Origin of the sequence: Streptomyces sp. NPDC057253, assembly GCF_042669125.1 — a bacterium.
Classification (GTDB): domain Bacteria; phylum Actinomycetota; class Actinomycetes; order Streptomycetales; family Streptomycetaceae; genus Streptomyces.
In genome coordinates this window covers 1-25,527 of record NZ_JBHUXV010000040.1, presented here as the reverse complement: position 1 = coordinate 25,527, position 25,527 = coordinate 1, and the positions used below count along the sequence as shown (strand labels likewise).

The following is a 25,527-nucleotide window of genomic DNA, read 5'->3' as shown; positions in this document are numbered from 1 at the left end:
GCGTGTGTTCTTCGGCACCCCGACCCCTGATAATTTACTAGGACGTCCTACTATTTTCTCAGCCCACGCTCTTCGTCGTGTCTTGGGAAGGCCTCGCCATGAGCGATCTGCACCGCCCCGTCCACCCTGTCCGCCTGGTCACCGCCTCGGCGCTGTTCGACGGGCACGACGCCTCGATCAACATCATGCGGCGGATCTTCCAGTCGCAGGGTGCCGAAGTCATCCACCTCGGCCACAACCGGTCCGTGCGGGAGGTCGTGGACGCGGCGCTGGAGGAGGACGCGCACGGCGTGGCGGTCTCGTCCTACCAGGGCGGACACGTCGAGTACTTCGAGTACCTGGTCGCCTCGCTGCGCAAGCAGGGCGCGGAGCACATCCGGGTGGTGGGCGGCGGGGGCGGCGTCATCGTGCCCGAGGAGATCACCAGGCTCCGCGAGAGCGGAGTGACGATCTTCTCCCCGGAGGACGGCCAGCGGATGGGCCTCGCCGGGATGGTCAACACGGTCGTACGGGACTGCGACTTCGACCTGTGGGACGGCAAGCCGGCCGACATCACCGCGGTCCTGACCGGCGACCGGTTCGCCGTCGCCCGGGCCCTCACCGGCGCCGAACTCGGCAAGCTGCCCGAGGAGTTCCTCGCACAGCTGCGGGCCACGGCCGGCTCGCGGCACGTGCCGGTGCTCGGCATCACCGGCACCGGCGGCTCGGGCAAGTCGTCGCTGACCGACGAGCTGGTGCGCCGGTTCCGGGTCGACCAGCGGGACGCCCTGCGCATCGCCGTGATCGCCGTGGACCCGACCCGACGCCGGGGCGGCGGCGCGCTGCTCGGCGACCGGATCCGGATGAACTCCCTCGACGGTGAGCGGGTGTTCTTCCGCAGCCTGGCCACCCGCGGCAGCCGCGAGCTGCCCGAGCACCTCTCCGACGTCATCGACGTGGTGAAGGCCGCCGGATTCGACCTGGTGATCGTGGAGACGCCGGGCATCGGCCAGGGCGACGCCGCGATCGTGCCGTTCGTGGACGCCTCGCTGTACGTGATGACACCGGAGTTCGGTGCCGCCTCGCAGCTGGAGAAGATCGACATGCTCGACTTCGCCGACGTGGTGGCCATCAACAAGTTCGAGCGGCGCGGCGCCAAGGACGCCCTGCGGGACGTGGGGCGCCAACTCGTGCGCAACCGCGAGGCGTTCGGGCAGCGGCCCGAGGACATGCCGGTCTACGGCACCTCCGCGGCCACCTTCAACGACGACGGCGTCACCGCGCTCTACCAGCACCTGAAGAACACGCTGGTGGAGAAGGGCCTGCCGCTGTCGGAGGGGTCGCTGGTCCCGGTGGACGTACGGCATTCCTCCGGCATCCGCCAGGTGGTCCCCGCGGACCGGGTGCGCTACCTCGCCGAGATCACCGACGCCGTCCGCGGATACCACGCCGAGACCCTGCAACTGGCCGAGCGGGCAAGGCGGGTTCAGCGGCTGGAGCTCGTCGAGAGCGAGCTCGCCGACGCCGGCCTGGATCCCGAGGACGTACGGTCCCTGCTGACCGAGGCGCGTCGGCAGCTGCCGTACGAGATCACGGAACAGATCGTGAACTGGCCCGCGGTGATCGCCTCCTACTCCGGCGACGAGCAGGTCGTGAAGGTCCGCGACAAGGAGATCCGCACCAAGCTGACCCGCGAGTCCCTCTCGGGCAACAAGATCCCCCGGGTCGCCCTGCCCCGCTTCGCCGACCACGGCGAACTGGTCCGGTTCTGGCGCGGCGAGAACCTCCCCGGCCGATTCCCCTTCACGGCAGGGGTGTTCCCCTTCAAGCGCGACGGCGAGGACCCGGCCCGGATGTTCGCCGGCGAGGGCGACCCCTTCCGCACCAACCGCCGCTTCAAGCTGCTGTCGGAGGGCCAGCCGGCGACCCGTCTGTCCACCGCGTTCGACTCGGTGACGCTGTACGGCCGCGACCCCGACGAACGCCCCGACATCTACGGCAAGGTCGGCACCTCCGGCGTCTCGGTGGCCACCCTGGAGGACATGAAGGCGCTCTACGACGGCTTCGACCTCGTGGCGCCCACGACCTCCGTCTCCATGACGATCAACGGCCCGGCGCCGGCCGTCCTGGCGTTCTTCCTCAACACCGCGATCGACCAGCAGATCGAGCGGTTCCGTGCCGAGGAGGGCCGAGACCCCTCGCCCGAGGAGGCGGCCGGGCTGCGGGCGCACGCGCTGGCGAACGTGCGCGGGACCGTGCAGGCCGACATCCTCAAGGAGGACCAGGGCCAGAACACCTGTCTGTTCTCCACGGAGTTCAGCCTGCGGATGATGGCCGACATCCAGGAGTGGTTCATCCAGCAGCAGGTCCGCAACTTCTACTCGGTGTCCATCTCCGGCTACCACATCGCCGAAGCCGGCGCGAACCCCATCAGCCAGCTCGCCTTCACCCTCGCCAACGGCTTCACCTACGTCGAGGCGTACCTCGCCCGCGGTATGCACGTCGACGACTTCGCGCCGAACCTGTCGTTCTTCTTCTCCAACGGCATGGACCCCGAGTACTCGGTCCTCGGCCGGGTCGCCCGCCGTATCTGGGCCGTGGCGATGAAGGAGAAGTACGGCGCGGGGGAGCGCAGCCAGAAGCTGAAATACCACGTCCAGACCTCCGGACGCTCCCTGCACGCCCAGGAGATGGACTTCAACGACATCCGCACCACGCTCCAGGCGCTCATCGCCATCTACGACAACTGCAACAGCCTGCACACCAACGCCTATGACGAGGCGGTGACCACCCCCACCGAGGAGTCGGTGCGCCGGGCCCTGGCCATCCAGCTGATCATCAACCGGGAGTGGGGCCTGGCGATGAACGAGAACCCCCTCCAGGGGTCGTTCATCATCGACGAACTCACCGACCTGGTCGAGGAACAGGTCCTCCAGGAGTTCGAGCGCATCAGCGAACGCGGTGGGGTGCTCGGCGCGATGGAGACCGGCTACCAGCGCGGCCGCATCCAGGACGAGTCGATGCTGTACGAGCAGCGCAAGCACGACGGCGCCCTGCCCCTGATCGGCGTCAACACCTTCCGCAACCCGCACGCCGACACCGCCGAGCCCGGTGTCGTCGAACTCGCCCGCGCCACCGAGGAGGAGAAGCAGTCCCAGCTGGAGCGAGTCCGGGACTTCCAGGCCCGCCACCACGAGGAGGCCCGGGCCGCCCTGGACGCCCTCAAGGAGGCGGCGGTGCGCGGCGACAACGTGTTCGCGGTGCTGATGGACGCCACCCGCGTCTGCTCCCTCCAGCAGATCACCGAGGCCTTCTTCGAGGTGGGGGGCCAGTACCGCCGTAACGTCTGAGGCCGGGCCCGGTCACCAGCTGAAGTGATGTCGGCGGAACCGGGGGAAGCACAGGAGCAGCACAGCCGCTGCCACGACGGTCAGGACTCCGCCACCCGTGACGGTCCATGTCACGCCGAGGGCGGAGCCGACCGTGCCGTGCAGGAGGTCGCCCACCCGTGGTCCGCCGACGGCGACCACCGTGTCGATGCCCTGGAGCCGGCCGCGCATCCCGTCCGGAACGGCCGTCTGGAGCACGGTCTTCCGGAACACCCCCAGTGCGAGGAGCGCGCCGCCGGCGAGCAGCAGCCACGCCACGGCCGAGACCAGCGAGCGGGCCAGCCCGAACCCGGCGACGGCGGCTCCCCACACGCCGACCGAGACCGCCACCGCGACACCGTGCCGGCCGACCCGGGTGAAGGCCCCGGAGAACAGCCCCGCCAGCACGCCACCGGCCGAGACGGCGGCGTACAGCACCCCGATGTCCGAAGGACGGAAGCTCTCCGCGACGAGCTGCGGAAAGAGGGCGGTGGGCAGGCCGAGGGACAGTGCGGCGAAGTCGGCGAGATAGACCACGAGCAACACCTGACGACGTGTCACGAGCCGTATGCCGTCGGCGATCTGCCGCAGCCCTGCGCCCTGCCGCCGTTCTCCGTCGCCGTACCGAGTCGGGCCGGGGTGCGGAGGAAGGTCGGGCAGCCGCCATACGGCCCACACCGTCGCGCAGACGGCGACGGCGTCCGCCAGATACAGCGTCCCGCTCCCGACGACGGGCAGCAGCATGCTCGCCAGGAGGGGGCCGGCGATCCCGGCGGACAGAAGGACCGTCGACTGGAGCGCGTTGGCGGCGGGAAGCAGCTCGGGCCGCACCAGACGGGGAGTGACGGCCCTGCTCACCGTGGAGTGGGCGCCGAACAGGGCCTGTTGGACGCCGACGACCGCGAGCAGCACACCGACCGACCGCAGATTCGCCCACGCCTGCGCCCACAGCAGCAACGACGTCCCGCCGATGCCGACGGTGGTCACCAGCAGCACCCGCCGTCGGTCCCGCAGGTCCGCGAGCACCCCTCCCCACAGCGCCGCCGCGGCCATCGGAACGAGCCCGACCAGAGCGGCCAGCCCCACCCAGGCCGACGACCCGGAGAAGCCGTAGATCTGCAACGGCACCACGACCGCGGTGAGTTGAGCCCCCAGACCGGTCACGATCCCGGCCACCCACAACCGCCGGAACTCGCCGACCCGCAGCGGCCGCACGTCGACCAGCACCTGTTTCCCATACGCCATGGACCGAGGCTGCGGCTTCCCCTTGGGGCAAGGTCAACCGACGCGTGCGAGCACCTGACCGGCCAACTCCCGGGGGCTCGCCTCGCCGTCCAGGAACACGGTGTCGCCGGGCAGGGTGTCGACCGCGGCCGTACACGCCTCGATGCGGGCTTTGCACCACGCGCGCACCCGCTCCTCCCTGCTGGGGTCGTCGGGGAAGAAGCTCCGCCCGTCGATCCGCCGTTCCAGCACCTCCGGCGCGACCTTGAGGAAGAAGTGGTGGACGGCGATGTCCGAGTCCTTCAAGGCGCCGAAGATCTCGTCCAGATACCCCGGGTGCACCAGCGTCATCGGCACGAGCAGCGGGCGCCGGTACTCCTCGACCAGACCCACGGCCAGCTCCGCGACCTGCCGCCGCCACAGCCGGAGGTCCTGGAAGTCGCCGGTCGGGACGTCCACGATCTCCCGCAGCACATAGCCGACCAGCTCCGGGTCGAACACCAGTGACTCCGGCCAGCGCGGCCGCAGTTCCTCCACGAGCGTGGTCTTCCCGCTGCCGAACGCTCCGTTGATCCAGACGATCACAGCAGTGCCCCCGGTCCCTTGCGATCACCGTCCCGTCAGATCCTGCACCATGCCCAACTGGCATGAGCCGCCTCCCGCTCAGACCGACGGCGGTGCCGTGCTTCCCCTCACCACCAGGCTGGTCGGTACGAGGTCGGTGCCGGGCTCGGCTCCGCTGCCCGCGCGGATCTGCTGGAGGACCTTCTGGACGCAGCGGTGGCCCACCTCGGCGAAGTCCTGGTGGACGGTGGTCAGCGGTGGCACGAAGAAGCCCGCGTCGGGGATGTCGTCGAAACCCACCACACTGACGTCGTACGGCACGGACAGCCCCCGCTCGTGGAAGGCGCGCAGCAGCCCCAGCGCCATCTGGTCGTTGGCGGCGAACACGGCCGTGCAGTCCGGGGGTTCGGGCAGCACGAGCCCGGCCTCGTAGCCGGACTCGGCCGACCAGTCCCCGTACAGCGCGGGCGGCACCGGCCGACCGGCCTCCCCGAGCACCGCCCGCCAGGCCTGCGCCCGCCGCTGCCCCGCGAAGGACTCCTGCGGACCCGTCACATGCCACACGGTCCGATGTCCCAGATCGAGGAGATGCCGTACGGCCTTCCTGGCGCCGTCCGCCTGGTCGGTGTCGACCACGCTGTAGCGGTCGCCGGCGTCCGAGTCCACCACGACGACATGCACCCCGGGCGGCAGCTGCACCGACCCGGCGTCGAGGAGATGGACCTCCATGATGACGATGACCGCGTCCACGGCCAGCTCACCCATGCGGGTGAACGCGCCCAGCACGTTGTCCTGGGTCGGGACGTCGATGGGGATCAGGGTGATCGCGTACCCCTCCGCCGCCGCGTGCGTGGCGATCGCCTCCACCGTGCGGCTGTTGCCCGTCGAGGACAGGCTGAACAGGATCACGCCGATGGTGTTGAACTGGCCGTACCGCAGCGCCCGCGCGGCACTGTTGGGTCGGTAGCCCAACTCACGCATCGCCGCCAGGACCTGCTCGCGCGTCGAGCTGATCACCCCGGGGTGACCGTTGGAGACCCGCGAGACGGTCTGCGAGGAGACGCCCGCGAGCTTCGCGACGTCGGCCATCGACACCCGCTGCTTGCGCCGCCCTCCGGGGACACCGGAACCTCCCCGCTCCACCACTGCTGCCTCCTTCAGACGCGCACACAGCTGTCGCGTATCGCACCGGATGTTACGTGGGGGAAACCTTGACGGCCGCCGGAGCGGATGCCACGATTCCGGCGCCGTCATGTTTACGTAAACATGCTGTCACTCGGAAAGGGTTCGGTCGATGCGAAAGACCCCCACCAGTTCCCGTCAGACCCCCACCGGTTCCCGTCGCGCCCCGAGGCTGCGTGCCTCGCTCGTCGCCGTCGCGATCGCCGCGATCGGCGGCGCCGGCCTCACCGGCACCCCCGCGTCCGCCGCCGCCCCGACCACCGGCACTTCCCAGTTCAAGGGCGTCAACTGGGCGGACCCGCGCGACAACTTCGCCGACGACGAGCTCCAGCTGTCGGGCCTGTCGACCTCCGACACCTACGCCCGGACCTACACCAAGGCGACCCGGGTCATCGCGGCGTTCCGCGCCAACCTCGGCGCCAACACGGTCCGGCTGCCGATCAACCCGTACACCGTCAACGGCTCCTACTGGAAGTCCTACCGGGGCGTCATCGACGCGGCCACGGCCCAGGGCTTCAAGGTCATCGTGTCCTACTGGGAGGGCACGGGCGACCGCAGGGACGGCTTCATCGACGACGAGGCCACCTACTGGCCGATGTGGAACACCGTCGTCAAGGCCTACAAGAACAACTCCCGGGTCTACTTCGAGCCCATGAACGAGCCGCACGGCTACACCGACGCCGAGTGGGCCGACATCGCCGCCAAGTGGCTGGACACCTACCGGTCCGTGCCCCGCAACCGCGTCTTCGTCAGCGGCGCCGGCTACAACGACCACGTCACCACGGTGTGCGCCGACCCGCGCCTGAAGGGCACCTACCTGTCGCTGCACGACTACGGCTTCTGGAAGTCGTACGCCACCTACGACGAGTGGGTGGCCGACGTGAAGGCCCGCATCGGCGACTGCGCCGGCCGGACGGTGGCCGACGAGTTCGGCGCGCCGATGACGACCGGCCTGAACTACAACGTGAAGACCCCCGACGACAACTACGTCAACTTCATCCAGGCCGCCACCGACACCTTCCGCGAGCTGAAGATGGGCTCGGTGTACTGGCCCGGCCTGCGCACCGACGACATCTACTCGATACAGCAGCTCGTGGGCCCGGCGGACCGTCCGTGGCTGGAGACCACCAACCGCTCCGGCGCCGACCGGCTCGCCTGGGGCTGGGGCCGCGGCACGCCCGTCCAGGGCTGACCCGCGCGTCGACCGGCCGCGGTGCGCTTGGGCGTCGCGGCCGGTCCCCGGGTTCGGGCCCGGTCGCCCTTGAGCGCCGGCCGGGCGCGTACGGCGTCGACCGTGGCGGGCCGGCTGGTGTCCGGCTGTGTGTCTCCGCTGCTGTGGCCGCGAATCGGCTGCTGTCCGGCCGTGTGTCTCCGCGGCTGTGACCGCCCACCTTCTCGCGGCTGCCCGCACCTCCGCTGCGCCAACAGCGCGCCTGCCTGCGACCGCCTGCGTCCGCCCTCGCGCCTGTCTGCCTCCGACCGAAGCGCGCACCCGCGTCAGCCCCCGCCCCCCACGCCCGCCCGCGTCCACCCCATCCCTGCTCGGCATCCGGACATGGCCGAGTCGCCCCCTAGCCGCGCCGCCCCGACCTGCCCAGACTTCTCGGCAGGGGAACCGGGGGAGGGGAGGTCGGCGTGGCCAGGCGTCGACGGGGTGTGGCTGCTCTCAGGCGGCGGGTGCAGCGGGTCAAGTGGGGTGAGGTGGCCGGCGCGGCGGCACTGGTCGTCGTGATGGCGTACTGGTCCCATGTGTGGCCGTATGTGGTGGGTTTCCTGCTGGTCCGTATCCTCGTGGCCGTCGGTCTGCGACTGTGGCGTACGGACCGGCTTCTGCGCAGCGAGGATCGTGACTGGCGCCAGGAGGAGGCGGTGCGGGCGGGCCGGCGGACCCTCGCCGAGGTGGACGTGATGACGGGCACCGAGTTCGAGGAACTGGTCGCGGATCTGTGCAGGCGGGACGGGTGCACGCAGGTCCGGCGGGTGGGCGGGGCCGGTGACAACGGCGCCGACGTCCTCGGCCGGTTGCCGGACGGCCGCACGATGGTGGTCCAGTGCAAGCGCTACGCGCCGAACAGGGCGATCCCCAACCGCGAACTGCGCGAACTGCTGGGCGCCCGACTGCACTTCGGCGCCGACGTGGCGGTGTTCGTGACGACCTCCCGCTTCACCGCCCCCTCCGAGAGGTTCGCGCTGGAGCACGACATCCTCGCCGTGCACCGCGACCACCTCGGCCAGTGGAACAACGGGGCCTCCCTGCTGTCACTGAGCGAGGTGAACGGCCGCGGTCAGGGGGACGCCCGCCACCGCAGGCGCTGGAAGCAGGCCTACGGCGACTAGGAGACGCAGGTCACATTCGCCTGTGTCACAAACCGTCGCTCCCCTCAGTCATAGGTGTGTAGCCATCGACAACGGCAGAAGGAGCACACCATGGAAGCCCGACTCAACGTCTTCACCAGCCCCCTGGCCGGCAAGCTGCTGAAGCACTTCGCCGCCGCGGGCAAGGTGGTCACGGACTCGGGACTGCCGCTGACCACCCAGGAGTTGGTGAAGATCCGCGCCAGCCAGATCAACGGCTGCGGGTTCTGCCTCGACATGCACACCAAGGAGGCCGCCGCCGCGGGCGAGACCGCGCAGCGCCTGCACATGGTCGCCGCATGGCGTGAGGCCAAGGTCTTCACCGAGGCCGAGCGCGCCGCACTGGAGCTGGCCGAGCAGGGCACCCGCCTCGCGGACGGGACCGGCGTTCCGGACGAGGTCTGGGAGAACGCCGCCAAGCACTACGACGAGGAGCAACTGCTCGCCCTGGTCTCCCTGATCGCTGTCATCAACGCCTTCAACCGGCTGAACGTCCTCACCCAGCAGCCGGCCGGCGACTACGTGGTGGGCCAGTTCGGCTGAACCTGACGGCCGGGTCGGCCACCCGGGGGCTGCAGACCCCGGGCCGACCCCGGTTCCTCATCCGGCCAGCGGATAGTGACAGGCCACCTGGCGGCCGGAAGCCGTCATCGTGAGCGGCGGACGCTCCACCGCACACAGCTCCTGGACATAGGGACACCGCGTACGGAACGGACATCCCGTCGGCTTGTCCGCCGGACTGGGCACCTCACCGGTCAGCACGATCCGCTCCCGCGGCGCCTCGCCCCCGGCCGTCCCGTCGTCGATGTCCGGGACAGCCGACAGCAGCGCCTGGGTGTACGGGTGGGCGGGCTCCGCGTACAGGGCGTCCGTCCCGGCGAGTTCGACGATCTCGCCCAGGTACATCACCGCGATCCGGTCCGACACATGACGGACCACACCGAGATCGTGCGCGATGAAGACATAGGTGAGGCCGAACTCCTCCTGGAGATCGGCGAACAGGTTCAGCACCTGTGCCTGGATCGACACGTCGAGCGCGGACACCGGCTCGTCGGCCACGACCAGCTTGGGGTTGGTCGCCAACGCCCGTGCGATGCCGATGCGTTGGCGCTGTCCACCGGAGAACTCGTGCGGGTAGCGGTCCAGATGGGCCGCCGCCAGTCCTACGACGTCGAAGAGCTCCCCGACCCTGCGGCGGACCGCCTTCGCATCGCCGTACCGGTGCACCAGCAGCGGTTCGGCCACGATGTCCCCGGCGCGGCGGCGGGGGTTGAGCGAGGCCTGCGGGTCCTGGAAGACCAGCTGCATGCCCGGCCGCACCGGCCGCAGCCGTCGGTTGGACAGCGTGGAGATGTCCTGTCCGTCGAACTCGACCCGCCCGCCCGTGAGTTCGGTGAGCCGCACCAGACAGCGTCCCAGCGTGGACTTGCCGCAGCCGGACTCGCCGACGATGCCGAGGGTCTCGCCGCCGCGCACCTCCAGGGAGACCCCGTCCACGGCACGCAGCACCTGGCGTCTGCCGCGCACGGGATAGTGCTTGGTGACGTCCGCGGCGCGCAGCAGGACCTCACCGGGAGGTGCCGCCTCGCCGACCGTCACGCTCTCCTGTGTCGTCACGATGCCACTTCCCTGTTCACGTCCTCGTCGGCCGCGGACCTGAGTCCCGCGCGGTCCTCGCCGGGCAGCCAGCAGGCGTCCAGATGCGTGGGATCACCGCTGCCCGCGGTCAGCGCCGGCCGCTCCGCGCATCGCTCGTGCCGCAGTCGGCAGCGCGGGGCGAACGCGCAGCCCTCGGGGACCGCGCCCGGGGAGACCGGACTGCCGGCGATGGTCGGCAGCCGCCGCAGCCGGACCCCGCCGACCCGCGGCACCGAGTCGAGCAGGCCCCAGGTGTACGGGTGCCGGGGACCGTGGAACACCGCCTGCCGCGGCCCCTGTTCGGCCGCCCGGCCGCCGTACATCACGAGCACCCGGTCGGCGATCTGGGACACCACGCCCATGTCGTGGGTGATGAGCACCATCGCGGAGCCCCGGCTGTTCAGCTCCCGCATCAGATCGAGGATCTGTGCCTGCACGGTCACGTCCAGCGCCGTGGTCGGTTCGTCGGCGATCAGCAGGGAAGGCCCGCAGGACAGCGCCATCGCGATGACCGCGCGCTGGCGCATCCCGCCGGAGAACTCGTGCGGATAGGCGTGCGCCCGGGTGGCCGCGTCGGGGATGCCGACGTCCGAGAGCAACTGGACGGCCCGGGCCCGGGCCTCCTTGCGGGAGACCTGCTCGTGCGCCCGGATCGCCTCGGCGATCTGCCAGCCCACGGTGTACACGGGGGTCAGCGCGGTCATCGGGTCCTGGAAGACCATCGCGATCTCCCGGCCGCGCACCGCGCGCATCTCCTTGTCGGCGAGGGTGAGCAGGTCCCGTCCGCGGAAGCGGACCTCGCCGGACACGGTCACGTTCGCGCTGGTGAGCAGCCGCAGCACGGCCAGCATCGACACGCTCTTGCCGGAGCCCGACTCGCCGACCACGCCCAGGACTTCACCGGGGGCGACGGCGAAGGAGATCCCGTCGACAGCGGTGACGACTCCCTGGCGGGTGCGGAAGCGCACGCTCAAGTCGCGTACGTCGAGGAGCGGTTCAGGCATGACGGGCCCTCGGATCGAGTCGTGCGTACAGGATGTCCACCAGGGCGTTGGCGAGGACCACGAAGAACGCGGCGTACAGCACGGTCCCCATGATCACGGGCAGGTCGAGGTTCTGGAGGGCGTCGAAGGTGAGCTTGCCGATGCCGGGCAGGCCGAAGACGACCTCGGTGAGCAGGGCCGCACCGCCCACCAGCGCCCCGAAGTCCAGGCCGAACAGCGACACGATCGGGATCAGCGAGCAGCGCAGGGCGTGCCGGACCAGGATCCGCCGCTCGGACAGGCCCTTGGCGCGGGCCGTGCGGACGTAGTCCTCGTTCAGCGCGGTGACGACCTCCCCGCGCAGCAGCCGGGCGTAGATCCCGGCGTACAGCAGGGCCAGGGTCAGCCAGGGGAAGAGCAGGTGCAGCGCCCACTGGCCAGGATCCTGGCCGAGACCGACGTATCCCGGCGGCGGCACCCAGGAGAACAGCGAGTCGTGCAGCTGCTTCTGGGTGAGGAGGTTGACGACCTCGCCGAGCCAGTAGGCCGGGAGCGAGACGCCGACCACGCCGACGAGCATGATGACCGGGTCGGCCGCCCTGCCGCGCAGGGTGGCCGCCGCCGTGCCCATGAGGATGCCGGCCGTCATCCAGATGAGGGCCGCCCCGACGACCAGCGACAGCGTCACCGGAGTGGCCTGGAGGATCTGGGGGATGACCCGGGAGCCGCGGTTGACGAAGGACTCCAGGTCCCGGTCGATCAGCAGATGACGCATCATCAGCAGATAGCGGACCGGCATCGGCCGGTCCAGGCCGAAGGAGTGCCGCACCTGGGCGAGCGTGGCCGGGTCGGCGTTGCGGCCGGCGATACGGGCCGCCGGGTCGACCCCCGGGGTGGCGAAGAAGATCAGGAACACCAGCACACTGATCGCGAACATCACCAGCAGGGCCGAGGCGAAGCGTTTCAGGGCGAATCGCAGCACGGGGCGGTCACACCCCTCCGCGCAGTCGGGCGCCCGGATCGAGCGCGTCGCGCACACCGTCGCCGAGGACGTTGAGGGCGGCCGTGGTCAGCGCGATCAGCAGACCGGGCGCGATCGTCACCGCGGGCCGGGTGTACAGCAGACCCAGACCGTCCTCGATGATGGTGCCCCAGCTGGCGTCGGGCGGCTGGACGCCGACGGACAGGAAGGACAGCGCCGACTCGGTGAGCATGGCGAGCGCGGTCATGAGGGGCACGAACACGAGTGCCGTGGGCACCACGTTCGGCAGCACCTCCCGGCGCAGGATGCGCGAGGTGGGCGCACCCGAGCCGATGGCCGCCTGGATGTACTCCTTGTTCCGCAGCACCAGCACCTGACCGCGCAACGGCCGCGCTATGTACGGGACATAGATCGCCGCGATGATCGCGACGGGCAGCCACAGACTCCCGGCGTCGACGGTGAGCGGGCCGAGCCGCAGGCCGTTGGTGAGCAGCACCACCGACAGGCAGATGGCCAGCAGGTACACCGGGAACGCCCAGATGACGTCCAGGAGCCGGGAGATGAGGGCGTCCACGACCCCGCCCGCGTACCCGGCGACGACCCCCACGGCCGTACCGAGGACACAGCTGAGCAGCGCGGCCGCGAATCCGATGAACAGGCTGGTACGGCCGCCGTACAGCAGGCGCGCCATCACGTCCCGCCCCTGGTTGTCGGCGCCGAGGAAGTAGTGGGAGGGGTCCCACGTCGGGCCGATCGGGGTGACGCCGAGGCCGAGGCCGGTGCTGCTCGGGGTGAGCACCGGCACGGTCTTCCCGTCGACCACGGTGGTGCCGGAGACGTGGGACTGGAAGGGGTCGGTGTGGGCGATGTGGTCCGCGTAGAGCGGGGCGCACACCGTTGCCAGCACCACGAGGAGCAGGACCGCGGCCGAGGCCAGGGCGGACCTGTTGCGCAGCAGGTCGCCGGCGGCGGTCCGCCAGGGGCCCGGCGAGCGCCGGGCCCCTGCCGACGGGGCGAGGGTCACTTCACCCACAGCTGCCCGACCAGCATGTAGAACTGCTTGCTGAACCGGTAGTTGCCGACCCGGGTCGAGGTGAAGTCGATCAGCTTCGGGTTGATCAGCGGGACGACCGGCGACTGGCCCATGATCTCCTGGTCGATCGCCCCCCACTGCTTGTCCGCGCTCGCCTTGTCGGTCTGCGAGGTCTTGATCGCCGCCTGCATTTTCGCGTCGACTCCCTTGTCGCAGAAGCCGGAGATGTTGATGCTGGAGTCGCTGCCGGGGTGGTAACTGGCGCAGGACAGCAGCACGTTGAGGAAGTCCGAGGCGGCCGGGTAGTCCTGGTACCAGGACGTCAGGGCCAGTTGCACCTTGTTCTTGGTGTTCTGGATGTAGGTGAACTGGATGTTCCCCGACAGCGGCTTGAGCGTCGCCTTGTAGCCGATCTGGGTGAGCAGGCTCTGCAGGTACTGCCCGATCGACTTGTTGACGTCGTCGTCCTGCACGACGATCCCGACCTCCTGTCCGGCCGTTCCGGACTGCTTGACCAGCGCCTTCGCCTTGGCGAGGTCGGCGGCCTTCCAGGTCGTACCGCCGCCCTTGGTGTAGTCGCAGGAGTCGACGTGCCCGGGGAAGCCCGGCGGCAGGATCGTGCAGGCGGGGGAGGCGAGGTTGGTGCCGCCGTACAGCCGCACCACGGCGGACCGGTCGACGGCCCAGTTGATCGCCTGCCGCGCCAGCTTGTTGTCGAACGGGGCCGTGTTGACGTTGAGCGTCGCGTACCAGAACGCGGTCAGCGGGTTCACATGCGCCTGGGAGGCGTACTTGGTGCCGATCTCGCTCAGCCGGTCGGCGGGCGGTGCGTCGAACATCCAGTCCGCCTGGCCGTTCTCGACGGCGGTCACCTCCGACTCGACCGTCTGCCCGAAGGTGTAGTCGATGACGTCCGGGTAGCCCTGCGGCTCGGCCTCGCGCGACCACTCCTTGAAGTGCGGGTTGCGCACCAGCTTCAGCGCCCGGTTGGGGTCGTAGGAGGCCGCCGTGTACGGGCCGGTCGTCGGCAGCGGCTTGGTCCCGGCGTCCTTCGTGGGTGAGTCCTTCGGTACGACGACGGCGTGCGGGACGGCGAGCTTGTACTCGAACTCGGGGTCCGGGGCGGTCAGGTTGATGGTGACCGTGTTCGTCTTGGCGTCGCCGATCACGCCCTTGGGCAGGGTGCAGGAGGCGGGCGTCTTCAGACAGGCGTCGGCACCGACGATGCCGTTGTAGAAGGTGCCCGCGGTGGGGCTGGAGACCTTGAAGATGCGCTGGAAGGACGCGACCACGTCGTCCGTGGTCAGGGGCTTGCCGTCGGAGAAGGTGATGCCCTTGCGGAGCGTGAAGGTGTACGTCTTGCCGCCGTTGGTCACCTTCGGCAGGGCGGTCGCCAGGTCCGGCACGACGGTGAAGGACTCCTGGCCGCCGACCTTCTTGAAGGCGAGCAGCCCGTCGTACATCGACTGGAACAACTGCCAGTACTGGAGCGTGTAGTTGACCTGGGGGTCGAAGCTGCCCGCGGCCGCGTGGGCGACGAGCTTGAGCGTGCCGCCCTTGTGCTGGGCCTGGAAGGCGGAGGAACCGGAGCCGGACGAGCTCGGCGCGGAGGAGGAGCCCGAGTCGGAGGAGGACGAACAGGCGGCGGTGAGGGTGAGGGCGACGGTGGCGGCGGCGAGCGCCCCCCGTCTCGTGGTGCGGGACATGGCGGACAACTCCCGTGTCAGTCGGTGGAGTCGAGGAACTCGCCGACGATCCGGAGGTAGAGCTCCTCCTCCTCGACGTGCGGCATGTGGCTCGAGTGCTCGAACATGTGCCAGCGCACATCGGGGATGTGGTCGGCGAAGGGGCGGACGGTCTCGGGGGTCGCCTCGTCGAAGCGCCCGGACACCAGCAGGGTCGGCACCTCGATCAGGTGCAGCCGGTCGATGACGGACCAGTCCTTGAGGGTGCCGACGACATGGAACTCGTTGGGGCCGTTCATCGTGTGGTACACGGTCGGATCGGCCGCGATGTTGTCCCAGGTGGCCTGCACCTCGGGCGGGTTGGGTGTCAGGCGACACACATGCCGTTCGTTGAAGACCTGTTCGGCCGCCCGGTAGTCGGGGTGGTCCGTGGTCCCGGCCGCCTCGTGGGCGTGCAGGGTGTGCTGGACCTCCTCGGGGAGCGCGGCGCGCAGTTCGGCCGCCGCCTCCAGCCACAGCCCCATGGACGCGGGGGAGTTGGCGATGACCAGTCCGCGCAGCCCGGCGGGGCGCCGTACCGCGTGCTCGGCGGCGAGCATGCCGCCCCAGGACTGGCCGAGGATGTGGTAGCCGTCGGCGATGCCCAACTGCTTGAGAAGGTTGTCCAGTTCGTCGAGGAAGAGCTGGACGGTCCAGAAGTCGGCGCCCTGGTCGGGCAGATGGGTGGAGAACCCGGTGCCGAGCTGGTCGTAGTGGATCACGGGCCGGCCCTGCCGGGAGATGCCCGCGATGCTGAGCGTGTAGTGGTGACCGGCGCCGGGCCCGCCGTGCAGGACCACCAGCGGTGTCCTGCCCGGTTCGCCCGTGATCCGGTACCAGGTGGAATGGCCGCCGAAGTCGACGGTTCCGGTGTGGTTCGGTTCGGGGATCGCCACGGGGGAGCCTCCCAGACCGGTCGCGAACAGGCCGACCGCTGTCTGAAAATAGTTGGGTGTGACGGATGGATGAGATAGTGGGGCGGTAAAAGGTCAGTCCACAAGACCTTTTAGCTGGGGCAGGGAAAGACGTAACGGCGGGTTCACACGGCCCGTGTTCGTTTACAGGAACGACGACTTGCGGGAGGACAACTGACATCCGCATCCGAACCCGGTGACGAGTTCTCGCGTGTCCTCGACCGCGTGCTCCTCGGTGACGGTCCGACGGCCTCGCTGCGCCCGGTCAGGGTGACCTCGGCGGTCGACGAGGTCACCGACCGGCTGCTCACCGCCATCGCCGTCGGGGACTTCCTGCCCGGCGAGCGGCTGCCCGCCGAACGCGATCTGACCGGGCTGCTGGGCGTCAGTCGTCCCACCGTGCGCGAGGCCGTGGCTCGCCTCCAGGCGCTGGGGGTCGTGGAGAGCCGCCGGGGCCGCAACGGCGGAGCGTTCGTCCGCGACAGCTGGACCGAGTCGTCCGGCGCAGCGGTCCGCCGGACGCTGCTGCCCCGCTGGGAGGAGTTCGAGCAGCTCTTCGATCTGCGCGGTCTTGTGGAGGGCATGGTCGCCGCGACGGCCGCCCGGCGGCGCCGGCCCGAGGACCTGGAGCCGATGCGCGAGGCCCTGTCCGCGCACCTCTCCGCGAGCACACCCCGCGAGGAGCAGGCCGCCGACAGCGCGTTCCACCAGGCGATCTGCGCGGCCACCCACAACCCGCAGATCGCCCAGCTCAGCCGGGACCTGCTGACCCGCATCAGCCTGGGCTTCCCGGTCGAGCCCTGGGGCAGGGGCGAGCGGTCCCACCACGAGCGGGCCGGTCACGGGCACACCGCGCTCTACGAGGCCGTGGCGGCGGGTGAGCCGGAGCGCGCCGAGGAGATCGCGAGGGAACACTTCGTGATCAGCGCGGAGATGATCCGGGACGTCCTGGCACGGGTGCGGGCGGCACAGGCCCCCTGACCGCGCCCGGACCGCCCCGCTCAGACCTCCCGGTGGTCGATCCCCAGCAGACTCGCCGCGGCCCCGAAGTCGGCGCCGTGCCGGCCCACCGCCAGCGACCAGTGATGCCCGACCCCGGTGGCGCTCCACGCGTCGACCCACTCCCCGGGGTCCCGGCCGAAGTCCACCCGGCTGGTCGTGTTGCCGATCTCCAGCACAGGCCCGGGGACGACCGTGCCCTCGGACGTGATGAAGGACAGGCTGCCGTCCGCGTCCTGCCCGAGACCGAGCAGCGTGACCGGCCCGGGCCGGACGTCGAACTCCACGCTGACGCCCCAGCCCCGCTTGCCGTGATAGACGCCGAGACCCCGCAGCAGCGGATCCCGGGAGCTGAGCGCCAGGTGGGCGGGCCCGTCGTGGCCCATCTCCACCACCCCGTCCTCGAAGTTCAGCGCCTGGATCTCCGTGAAGGAACCGCCCGCGCCCACGCTCTGCGAGGCCAACTGGGCGATGCTGGTGCGCAGTTCGAACTCACCCGCCGCGGGCACCCCCCGCGCGGTGAGCAGCGAGGCGCCCAGGATCATCCCTGCGCCGAGCCGCTCGTGCAGCTCGCCGTCGAGCCCCCGGTGGTAGTACGCGAGCGAGTCCAGACCGAAGTCCTCCACCAGCCGGTCCAGGGCCACCGACACCGTCGCGCCCCACGCGAAGTCCTCGTCGACCACGCTGTCGTCGACGGTGAACAGCTTGCGCGCCAGCGCCACCCGCTCCTGGGTCTCGGCCTCGGTCACCCGCTCCACCTGGTGCCGCAGGTCGTCGAACTCCAGCACCTCGACATGCGAGCCGAACGTCGCCGACAGCAGTGTCGGATCGGTCTGCACATCGAGCATCCCGGGATACACATGCCCCATCAGCCCGTGCCGGGCGTGCCGCAGTGCGGCCCGGACGTGCGCGGCACGCACCCACCGCTCGACGCGCCGCCATGCCGACTCCTGCCGCAGCCAGCCCGACACCGAGCGGAACGGGATTCCGGCCCGCCGGAAGACATTGCCGACCTCCGGCACGGAGCACTGCGAGCAGTACGCCAGCCAGGCGCCCGTGTCGAAGGAGGCGTGGTCCATCCGCTCGGACGGCTGGAGGTCGACGACCAGTACCGGGGTGTGGGTGCGCTGGGCGATCGGCAGCACCATCGACGAGGTCAGGTAGGTCGTCAGGAACAGCACGATCAGATCGCAGTCCGCCCGGCGCAGCCGCTCGGCGGCGGCCGCGCCCTCCTGCGCGTCGGAGACGAACCCGGCGTCCGTCACCTCCGCGTCCAACTGCCCCAGCCGCTCGGCGACATACGCCGCCGACTCCTTCAACTGGGGCAGCAGACCCGGGAACTGCGGCCAGTACGTGCCGAGTCCGCCGGAGACCAGCCCGATCCGCGGGCGGCGACGGGTCACGGGCGGGAGCAACTCGGCCAGGGCGGCCTCCCGTTCACCGGCACGGGTGGTGGTGGATTCGGTCGTCGCCATGGTCGGCGCTCCTTCGGGGTTCGGTTCAGGCCTGCGCGACCTTGACGTCTGCCGGAGCGGTGACGCCGGTGGACGCGCGGGGAACGAGGACGCGCACGATGTAGACGCCCGCGACCGCCGACAGCGCCATGCAGCCGGTGATCACCCACAGCAACAGGCTGGGGCTCCGGTCGAGCAGCGCGGGCGTGACGAAGGCGACGCCCGCGAAGACGCCGCGGGAGACGGCGTAGGTGATCCCCTGCGTGGTGCCCCGGGTGTCCGCGGGCAGCGTCAGCTGCGACCACACCTTGTAGTTGGCCTCGCCCGCGAAGGGATAGGACAGCTGGTAGAGCACGTAGAAGACGAGGAAGCCGACGATGGCGCCCAGGGTGAGCGTGCCGATCGCGAAGGCCGCGATCTGTACGACCGTGGCGACGTAGAACATGCGGTCGCGCCGCGGGCCGTCGGCGATGCGGACGAAGGCGAGGGTCAGCAGCAGACCGATCGGCAGACACGCGAGGTTGATGCCGGTCGCCACGCTCTGCGAGGCACCGCTGACGGTGACCAGCAGATATGTCGTGAACTGGCCCATGGTGTTGGCGCCCAGACCCCAGGTGACGTAGAAGGCGAAGGTCGCGAGCATGGGCACCAGCGCTGCACGGGTCCAGACGTTCTTCAGCGCCACACCCTGCTGCTCGGCCGGCTTTCCCACCGGGACCCGGTCCTGCTCCGGGTCGGGTCCGGTGGCCAGTTCCAGCCGGGAGCGCAGATGCCAGGTGAGCAGTGCGGCGACCGCCAGATGGGCGGTGATGAGGCGGGCTCCGAGCATGCCGGTGTCCGACAGGGCGAAGCCGGCGAAGACCACGACGATGATGCCCAGCATCCACATGACCTGCGTGAACGCGATGAGCCGTCCCCGGGCGTGATCGGGGGCCGCGTCCGAGACCACGGCCAGGGAGGTCGGCAGGTCGGCGCCGGCCGCGAGACCGGCGAGCAGGACACCCACCAGAAGGGTGATGTCGTCGGGCGCGAGCGTGATGATGATCGCTCCGACGGCGTAACAGAGGATGTCGAGGTTGTAGAGGCGGCGGCGGCCGAAGACGTCGGCGAGACGTCCGCCGACCAGGGAGCCGACCGCGATGCAGATGGTGACGATCGCGCTGATCGCACCGGCCATCCAGACGCCCATGTCGTAGGCGTCGCGGTAGATGGCCAGGTTGACGCCGATACTGACGATGAGCGCGGCGTCGAGGTAGGACGCCATGCCGGAGAGGGTTGCGACCTTCCACAGGCGCTTCTCGATGGGCGGTTCCGGCTGGTTCGGGGCAGGCGAGGTTCGGGCCATGATGCGGCTCCGTCTGGGGAGAGTGGGTCCGAGCGGAGGGGGACGTCACTGTTCTCGGCCGATGTCCAGCGACTATAGGAGGGTAAAAACGTTCCAACAAGACGTCATGCGGCCATCCGTGGAAACGACCTGACGGCCCCGCAGCTCTGGTGGGCGTCTCGGGACTGTCCTACGGTGAGGCTGACGTAAAACGTTTTTGATCCGTGAGAGTGTCCGGGCCGTAGTCGGAAGGACCTATCCGTGATCTCTCCAGCTCTGCGACAGCTGTTCGACAACCCGCCCCGGGACTTCGGCCCCACCCCGCTGTGGTGGTGGTCCGGCGCCAAGGTCACCCGCGACCGCCTCGCCTGGCAGCTGCGCCGGTTCGCGGAGGGCGGCGTCCACAACCTCGTGGTGATCAACCTCGCCCCGGCGGGCCCGACCTTCGGTGCCCGCACCGACGACCCGGTGTGGTTCGGCGAGGAGTGGTGGGCCCGCTTCACCGACGCCTGCGAGATCGCCGGCGACCTGGGCACCCGCCTGTGGTTCTACGACCAGATCGGCTTCTCCGGCGCCAATGTGCAGGGAAGCATCACCCGGCGGCACCCCGAGGCGGCGGGCCGGGCCCTGCGCTCACGCACGGCGGTCGTCTCCGGCGGCACGGTCGCGCTGCGGGGCGCGGAGACCCTCCTTGGGGCGTACGACCGTTCGGGCGCCCGCCTGCCGGTCGGCGGTACGGACTCCGGCCGCCTCGCAGGGCCCCCGCGGATCGAGGCCCCCGACGGCACCGAAGTACGCCTGGTCCTCGCCGTCCCCACCGCCTTCGACTACCTGAACCCGCAGTCGGTCGGCCACCTGTTCGACGCCATCCACCACGAGTACGACCGCCGCGTCCCCGAGTACCTCGGCAACGTCATCGCCGGCAGCTTCCAGGACGAACTGCCCGCCACCAACTCCTGGACCGCCCGCTTCCCCGAGGAGTTCCGCACCCGGCGCGGCTACGACCTCCTCGACCACCTCCCGGACCTCTTCACGGGCGACACCTTGAGGGCCCGCAAGATCCGCGCCGACTACTACGCGGTCTGCGCCGAACTCACCGAGGAAGCCCTGTTCCGCCCGCTCGCCGCCTGGCACGAGGAGCGTGGCCTGCTGCTGGGCTGCGACCAGAGCCACCCGGCCCGCTCCGGCTTCCCGGCCCAGTCGACCCAGCTCTACACCGACTACTTCCGCACCCACCGCTGGTACAGCGCCGCCGGCAGCGACCACCACGGCGACGCCAAGGTGCACTCCTCCATGGCCCACCTCTACGGCCACGAGCGCGTGTGGATCGAGTCGTTCCACTCCTCCGGCTGGGGCGGCACCCTGGAGGAGACCTACGACTGGCTGCTGCCGTTCCTGCGCAGCGGTGCCAACCTGTACAACCCGCACGCCAGTTACTTCGGCACCGCGGGCGGGTGGTTCGAGTGGGCGCCCCCGTCCACCGACTGGCGCCAGCCCTACTGGCGGCAGTACCCCGCCTTCTCCCGGGCCGTCGCCCGGATCTGCTCGATCCTGTCCTGGGGCACCTACAGCGCCGACGTGGCGGTCCTGCACCCCACCGCCACCATGCAGTCCCTCATCCCCCTCGACGCCCCCGTCCAGCACTTCGGCGACGGCCGTCTCGGCGGGCCCCACACCGACGCCGACGAGACCCAGCGCCACTACCTGGAGCTGTGCGGCACCAACAACTGGCTCGAACCCGCCGTCGGCACCCTCGACGCCCGGCGCGTCTCCTTCGACGTCATCGACGACACCTCGGTCCAGGGCGCCAAGGTGGGCGATGGCGCCCTGCGCGTGCGGGACCTGGCCTACACGGCCGTCCTCCTGCCCTCGGCGAGCGTCCTGGAGCACGAGACGGCCCGCCGCCTCGCCGAACTCCTCGACGCCGGCGGCCGGGTGGTGGTCGTCGGCCGACCGCCGACGCACGCTTCGGGACTGTCCGGTGACGACTCCCTCGTGACCGCGCTGCTGGACCATCCACGCTTGGAGCGGGTGCCCGACGCCGAGTCCGGTGCGGCCGCGGTCGCCGAAGCCGCCGGATACGCCACGGGGGAGGTGCCGCTGCTCGTCAGAAGGAACGGCGACACGGCGGTCGCGCTGGTGACGGGGGCCTTCCCCGACGCCCGTGCGCATCCGCCGAGGGGCGTTCACGAGATCGACCCCGCCCGCTACGCCCGCACCTCCACCGTCACCGTGCGGGGCCCGGTCGCCGAGGCCGAGATCTGGAACCCGGCGACCGGCAGCCGTCACCCGGGGCGTGTCACGGTCGCCGACGGCGTCTCCACCATCGAGGTGCCCCTGCACGGCGCCCCCGCCGTCCTCGTCGTATGGCGCGAGGGACCGCCGCAGGACGGCACACCCGCGCCCGCACGGCAGGCGTCGGAGACCGTCGACCTGTCGAGCGGCTGGGAGGGCCGGCTCGTTCCCACGATGGACAACACCTGGGGCGACCTGGCACTGCCCGCCGGCTCGTCCGTCGCCGAACCGCAGATCTGGACCATGCGGTGGAGCGAGGGCGACGGCCCCTGGGAGCAGGCACGTGTGACCTACGGCAATCGCGTCCGCGTTCTCCCGCCCGTGCCGTCGGGACAGGCGCCGGCGCCCCTCGACGCGGTCGCGGTCGCTCAAGTGCTGTCCGGGGAGCGGGAGTTGGCGTCGGCGGACTGGGAGGTCTCGCTGTACTCGTCGAGCCGCGGCATCCCGGACCCGAACGGGCTCTTGGGCAACAAGGGCCTGGTGCCCGAGGAGTTCGTCCGCGTCCCGGTGCCGGGGCCCGGCTCGGTCGCCCGGGTCAGGGCCGTCGTGGAGACCGACCACCGCGGGCCCGCCGACCTGCACATCGGCGCGGCCGCGGCCAAACGCGTGTGGTGGAACGGCGTCAAGGCCGAGACCGGGGGCGGCTATCTGGCCTCCGCCCGGGTGGAGATCGAGCGGGCGCGCAATGTGCTGGAGTACGAACTGTCCGACGCGCAGGACCGTCCGCAGACCATCTCCGGTGCCGCCGGCACCCCGTTGGGCAGCTACTTCTGCCTGTCCCGTCCGGACGGGTTCGCCCCGCGCCCGCTGTTCATGCGGGTCCCGGAGGGCGTACGACCGGACGGCCGCGTGACCTACCGCGGCCGGATCAGCGCCCCGGCCCCGGGCTCGACGGCGGTCCTCGTCGTGGGTGCCGCGGTGGGTGTGACCGTCCTGCTCGACGGAGCCATGGTGGCCCGGCAGGAGAAGGTGGAGTACTACGAGTCCGACTGGGGCGCGGTGCCGATGTTCTTCCGGCACGAACTGAAGCTGAGCGGCGGCGATCACGTCCTCGACGTCGTGGCCGACAGCGTGGATGCCCGGGACGCGGTCTTCGTCGACCTGGTGGCGGACACCGCCGCCCTGGTCAGCGGCCCCGGCTGGGAAGCCCGGACGGGGGAGTGGAGCGGGCCCACCGTCGAACACGAGGGCCGCTGGGGGGAGTTGCAGCACTGCGGCGCGGCGGTACGGCCGCACCCGCTGCCCGAGGCCGCGTGGCTGGCCGGAGCCCCGGTGCTCGGCTCCGCCGTGCTGCCGCTGCGATCCACCGACGACGTCCGGGAGGCCGAGCAGCGCTTCCGGTTCACCGTGCCGGCCGGGACAGTCTCCCTGGATCTGCCGCTGGAGCTGCCCGCCCGGGTGCGGATCGACGGTGGCGATGAAATCCAGCTCGACGGGGGCGAGTTGACGTTGCATCAACCCCTTGACAGAGCAACCGAGTTCGAGGTGGTCACCGCTCCCTCGGCCGTCCATCGCGGCGGCTCGGCCTGGCGCGCGCCGGTGCGGGTGCGCACGGTTCCGGCACCCCTGCCGCTGGGCGAGTGGGGCGAGTCGGGGCTGGGCGGCTGGAGCGGAGGCGTGACCTACACGCGGACGCTCAAGGTGCCGGCCGGGGAGGACCCGGTGCTGGATCTGGGCCGGGTGCGCGGCAGCGTGGCGGTGTCCGTCGACGGCGACCTCGTCGGCGAGGCGTTCTGCGCGCCGTACCGCTTCGAGCTGCGCGGCAGCGCCGGGCGTACCGTGCGGCTCGACGTGACCGTCCACAACACCCTGGCGCCCTATCTCGCCGAGGCCACCCCGACCGCCTGGGCGTTCCCCTCGCAGCTGCCGTCCGGTCTGCTGGGGCCGGTGACGCTAGAAAGGCCCGTCCGAGGCTGAGCGGGTGGAGTCCCGCAGGACCAGTCCCGGCGCGAACACCCGTGCCTCGTGGGCGTGTTCCGCGCGGGCCTCCACCTCGTCGAGGAGCATCTCCACGGCCGCCCTGCCGAGCTCCTCGACGGGCTGGCGGACCGTCGTGAGGGTCGTGCCCACGAAGCTCGCGATGTCCAAGTCGCCGTAACCGACCACCTGCACGTCCTCCGGGACCTTCACACCGCGCTCGCCGAGCGCGCGGCACAGTCCCGCCGCCAGGAAGTCGTTGGTGCAGAAGACAGCGTCGGGCAGGTCGTCGAGACCCCGGGCTATGGCGGTGCCGTACGCCACCGTCATCTCCTCGGCGACGACCTGGCCGAGGCGGGCCTCGCGCCGGGTGCGCACGGCCTGGCGGGCGCCCTGGTAGCGGTCGGCGCACTGGCGGATCGTGCGCTCGCCGTTGACGACGAGGATCTCGCGCGCCCCGCGGTCCAGCAGGTGCTGCACGGCCATGCGGCCGCCCGCGATGTCGTCCACCGAGACCGAGCAGCCCTCCTGCGCGGGCATCGCGCGGTCCGCGAGGACCAGCGGGATCCCTCGCTCCCGCAGCCGCGACAGCCGGGTCGGATCGGCACTCAGCGGGACCACCACCGCGCCCACGGCGCGCTGTTCGACCAGCATGGTGAAGTAGCCCTGCTCCCGCTCCGCGTCGTCCCCGCTGTCGCAGAGCACGAGGGAATAGCCGTGCTCGTACGCCGCGTCCGCGGCGCCGCGCGCGATGCGTGAGTAGAAGGAGTTGGCCACGTCCGGCAGCACGAGACCGATCGACGAGGAGTGGCCGGTGCGCAGACCGGCGGCTCCCGGGTGCGGGACGTAGTCGAGCGCGGCGACCGCGGCACGGACCCGCTCGGCGGTGCGGGCATTGACCCGCTCCGGCCGGTTCAGGACGTTGGACACCGTCGACACCGAGACTCCGGCGGCTGCGGCGACGTCCTGGATACGGGCGGGGCGAAGCGAAATGGCGTCCACCCCCTCGCTGTTGCGGCCGTTCGACCAGGCGGGGCAAGTCTACCCTCGCGGAACGTGAAACGTTTTTCGCATGGGGAGGGGCGGGGACTGCGAAGGGGGCTGCGACCTGGTGGTCATGGAAAATCCGGTGAACCTGCACACCGTTCGCCGCCGGATCGGAACCGGCCCTGACCGTGGCTCCGGTTGTGCCGTCGCACGCCTTTTGCGTGTCGGTGCGACGGCGAAGTCTGTGAAGGAAATGACGTGTTCCGTGAGCGGGTTGCGACGCCGGTGAAGCCCACCGCTCCCACCGGCCGGGAGCAACTGGCCGTGATGCCCTGGGCATGCTTCGATCCGGGAGCCGTCGTTGGCATTGCTTCCGCGAAAGGAAACGCGCGACATGAACTCCGCCCCCCGTTTCGAAACCACCGAGATCCACGACGCGGACCTCGACACCATCTCCGGTGGCGTGGCCGTAGCGGCCGCCTCCGGTCTCCACATCGAGGCCGGCCCGCTCGCCGTCTGCGCCGACCTCGGCGCGTTCGCCTCGGCCCAGGGTGTCGCCGCGCACGCGAACGCCGACATCGTCCTCGGCTGAACCGGCACAGCAC

At 70.7% G+C, this 25,527-nt stretch carries 19 protein-coding genes; 7 read left to right on the top strand and 12 right to left on the bottom strand.

Annotated features, from left to right (window positions below):
- Positions 1–98 precede the first annotated feature (98 nt).
- The gene (gene icmF / locus ACFULQ_RS22395; RefSeq protein WP_383546543.1) at positions 99–3,329 is read left to right on the top strand and encodes a fused isobutyryl-CoA mutase/GTPase IcmF; all 3,231 of its coding nucleotides are present in this window, start codon (positions 99–101) and stop codon (positions 3,327–3,329) included.
- A 12-nt stretch (positions 3,330–3,341) separates the two neighbouring features.
- Here icmF and ACFULQ_RS22390 read toward each other — a convergent pair whose 3' ends face one another.
- The 3 genes from ACFULQ_RS22390 to ACFULQ_RS22380 all read right to left on the bottom strand — a co-directional run bounded on the left by ACFULQ_RS22390 (position 3,342) and on the right by ACFULQ_RS22380 (position 6,281).
- Positions 3,342–4,592, bottom strand: a complete 1,251-nt coding sequence (locus ACFULQ_RS22390) for an MFS transporter (protein ID WP_383546541.1) — start codon at positions 4,590–4,592, stop codon at positions 3,342–3,344.
- A 33-nt stretch (positions 4,593–4,625) separates the two neighbouring features.
- Entirely contained in the window at positions 4,626–5,156 is a 531-nt protein-coding gene (locus tag ACFULQ_RS22385; protein ID WP_383546540.1) for an AAA family ATPase, read from the bottom strand.
- A 78-nt stretch (positions 5,157–5,234) separates the two neighbouring features.
- On the bottom strand, positions 5,235–6,281 hold the full coding sequence (locus ACFULQ_RS22380; protein WP_383546538.1) for a LacI family DNA-binding transcriptional regulator: 1,047 nt from the start codon (positions 6,279–6,281) through the stop codon (positions 5,235–5,237).
- A gap of 148 nt (positions 6,282–6,429) precedes the next feature.
- Here ACFULQ_RS22380 and ACFULQ_RS22375 point away from each other — a divergent pair, with 148 nt between their 5' ends.
- From ACFULQ_RS22375 to ACFULQ_RS22365, 3 genes are all read left to right on the top strand, one after another.
- Entirely contained in the window at positions 6,430–7,509 is a 1,080-nt protein-coding gene (locus ACFULQ_RS22375) for a glycoside hydrolase family 5 protein (protein ID WP_383546536.1), read from the top strand.
- A gap of 539 nt (positions 7,510–8,048) precedes the next feature.
- A complete protein-coding gene (locus ACFULQ_RS22370; RefSeq protein WP_383546610.1) occupies positions 8,049–8,654 on the top strand; it encodes a restriction endonuclease in 606 nt (201 codons plus the stop codon).
- Between the two features lie 90 nt (positions 8,655–8,744).
- Entirely contained in the window at positions 8,745–9,215 is a 471-nt protein-coding gene (locus ACFULQ_RS22365; protein ID WP_383546535.1) for a carboxymuconolactone decarboxylase family protein, read from the top strand.
- Between the two features lie 57 nt (positions 9,216–9,272).
- Here the strand turns inward: ACFULQ_RS22365 and ACFULQ_RS22360 are convergent, their stop codons facing one another.
- Genes ACFULQ_RS22360 through ACFULQ_RS22335 form a run of 6 tightly spaced genes read right to left on the bottom strand, consistent with a single transcriptional unit; the run spans position 9,273 to position 15,928 of the window.
- Positions 9,273–10,289, bottom strand: a complete 1,017-nt coding sequence (locus ACFULQ_RS22360; RefSeq protein ID WP_383546534.1) for an ABC transporter ATP-binding protein — start codon at positions 10,287–10,289, stop codon at positions 9,273–9,275.
- The gene (locus ACFULQ_RS22355; RefSeq protein WP_383546532.1) at positions 10,286–11,314 is read right to left on the bottom strand and encodes an ABC transporter ATP-binding protein; all 1,029 of its coding nucleotides are present in this window, start codon (positions 11,312–11,314) and stop codon (positions 10,286–10,288) included. Before ACFULQ_RS22355 ends, ACFULQ_RS22360 begins: the two co-directional genes overlap by 4 nt.
- Complete coding sequence (locus ACFULQ_RS22350; protein ID WP_383546530.1) at positions 11,307–12,275, bottom strand: ABC transporter permease; 969 nt, start codon at positions 12,273–12,275, stop codon at positions 11,307–11,309. The genes ACFULQ_RS22355 and ACFULQ_RS22350 overlap by 8 nt, the downstream gene beginning before the upstream one ends.
- 7 nt (positions 12,276–12,282) lie before the next feature.
- Positions 12,283–13,308: an ABC transporter permease gene (locus ACFULQ_RS22345; protein ID WP_383546529.1), complete on the bottom strand. Its 1,026-nt coding sequence runs from the start codon at positions 13,306–13,308 to the stop codon at positions 12,283–12,285.
- A complete protein-coding gene (locus ACFULQ_RS22340; RefSeq protein ID WP_383546528.1) occupies positions 13,296–15,014 on the bottom strand; it encodes an ABC transporter substrate-binding protein in 1,719 nt (572 codons plus the stop codon). Before ACFULQ_RS22340 ends, ACFULQ_RS22345 begins: the two co-directional genes overlap by 13 nt.
- 17 nt (positions 15,015–15,031) lie before the next feature.
- Positions 15,032–15,928, bottom strand: a complete 897-nt coding sequence (locus tag ACFULQ_RS22335; protein WP_383546526.1) for a proline iminopeptidase-family hydrolase — start codon at positions 15,926–15,928, stop codon at positions 15,032–15,034.
- Positions 15,929–16,171: 243 nt separating this feature from the next.
- On the opposite strand from ACFULQ_RS22335, the gene ACFULQ_RS22330 reads away from it, so the two are divergent.
- On the top strand, positions 16,172–16,927 hold the full coding sequence (locus ACFULQ_RS22330; RefSeq protein ID WP_383546525.1) for a FadR/GntR family transcriptional regulator: 756 nt from the start codon (positions 16,172–16,174) through the stop codon (positions 16,925–16,927).
- Between the two features lie 20 nt (positions 16,928–16,947).
- On the opposite strand, the gene ACFULQ_RS22325 is transcribed toward ACFULQ_RS22330, so the two are convergent.
- On the bottom strand, positions 16,948–18,420 hold the full coding sequence (locus ACFULQ_RS22325; protein WP_383546523.1) for an arabinose isomerase: 1,473 nt from the start codon (positions 18,418–18,420) through the stop codon (positions 16,948–16,950).
- Between the two features lie 25 nt (positions 18,421–18,445).
- Positions 18,446–19,744: an MFS transporter gene (locus ACFULQ_RS22320; protein ID WP_383546521.1), complete on the bottom strand. Its 1,299-nt coding sequence runs from the start codon at positions 19,742–19,744 to the stop codon at positions 18,446–18,448.
- Positions 19,745–19,984: 240 nt separating this feature from the next.
- On the opposite strand from ACFULQ_RS22320, the gene ACFULQ_RS22315 reads away from it, so the two are divergent.
- Entirely contained in the window at positions 19,985–23,935 is a 3,951-nt protein-coding gene (locus ACFULQ_RS22315) for a glycosyl hydrolase (RefSeq protein WP_383546519.1), read from the top strand.
- On the opposite strand, the gene ACFULQ_RS22310 is transcribed toward ACFULQ_RS22315, so the two are convergent.
- Positions 23,912–24,937, bottom strand: coding sequence for a LacI family DNA-binding transcriptional regulator (locus ACFULQ_RS22310; protein ID WP_383546517.1), 1,026 nt, complete (start codon positions 24,935–24,937; stop codon positions 23,912–23,914). The genes ACFULQ_RS22315 and ACFULQ_RS22310 overlap by 24 nt on opposite strands.
- A gap of 379 nt (positions 24,938–25,316) precedes the next feature.
- On the opposite strand from ACFULQ_RS22310, the gene ACFULQ_RS22305 reads away from it, so the two are divergent.
- On the top strand, positions 25,317–25,514 hold the full coding sequence (locus tag ACFULQ_RS22305; protein WP_383546515.1) for a hypothetical protein: 198 nt from the start codon (positions 25,317–25,319) through the stop codon (positions 25,512–25,514).
- Positions 25,515–25,527: the final 13 nt, after the last annotated feature.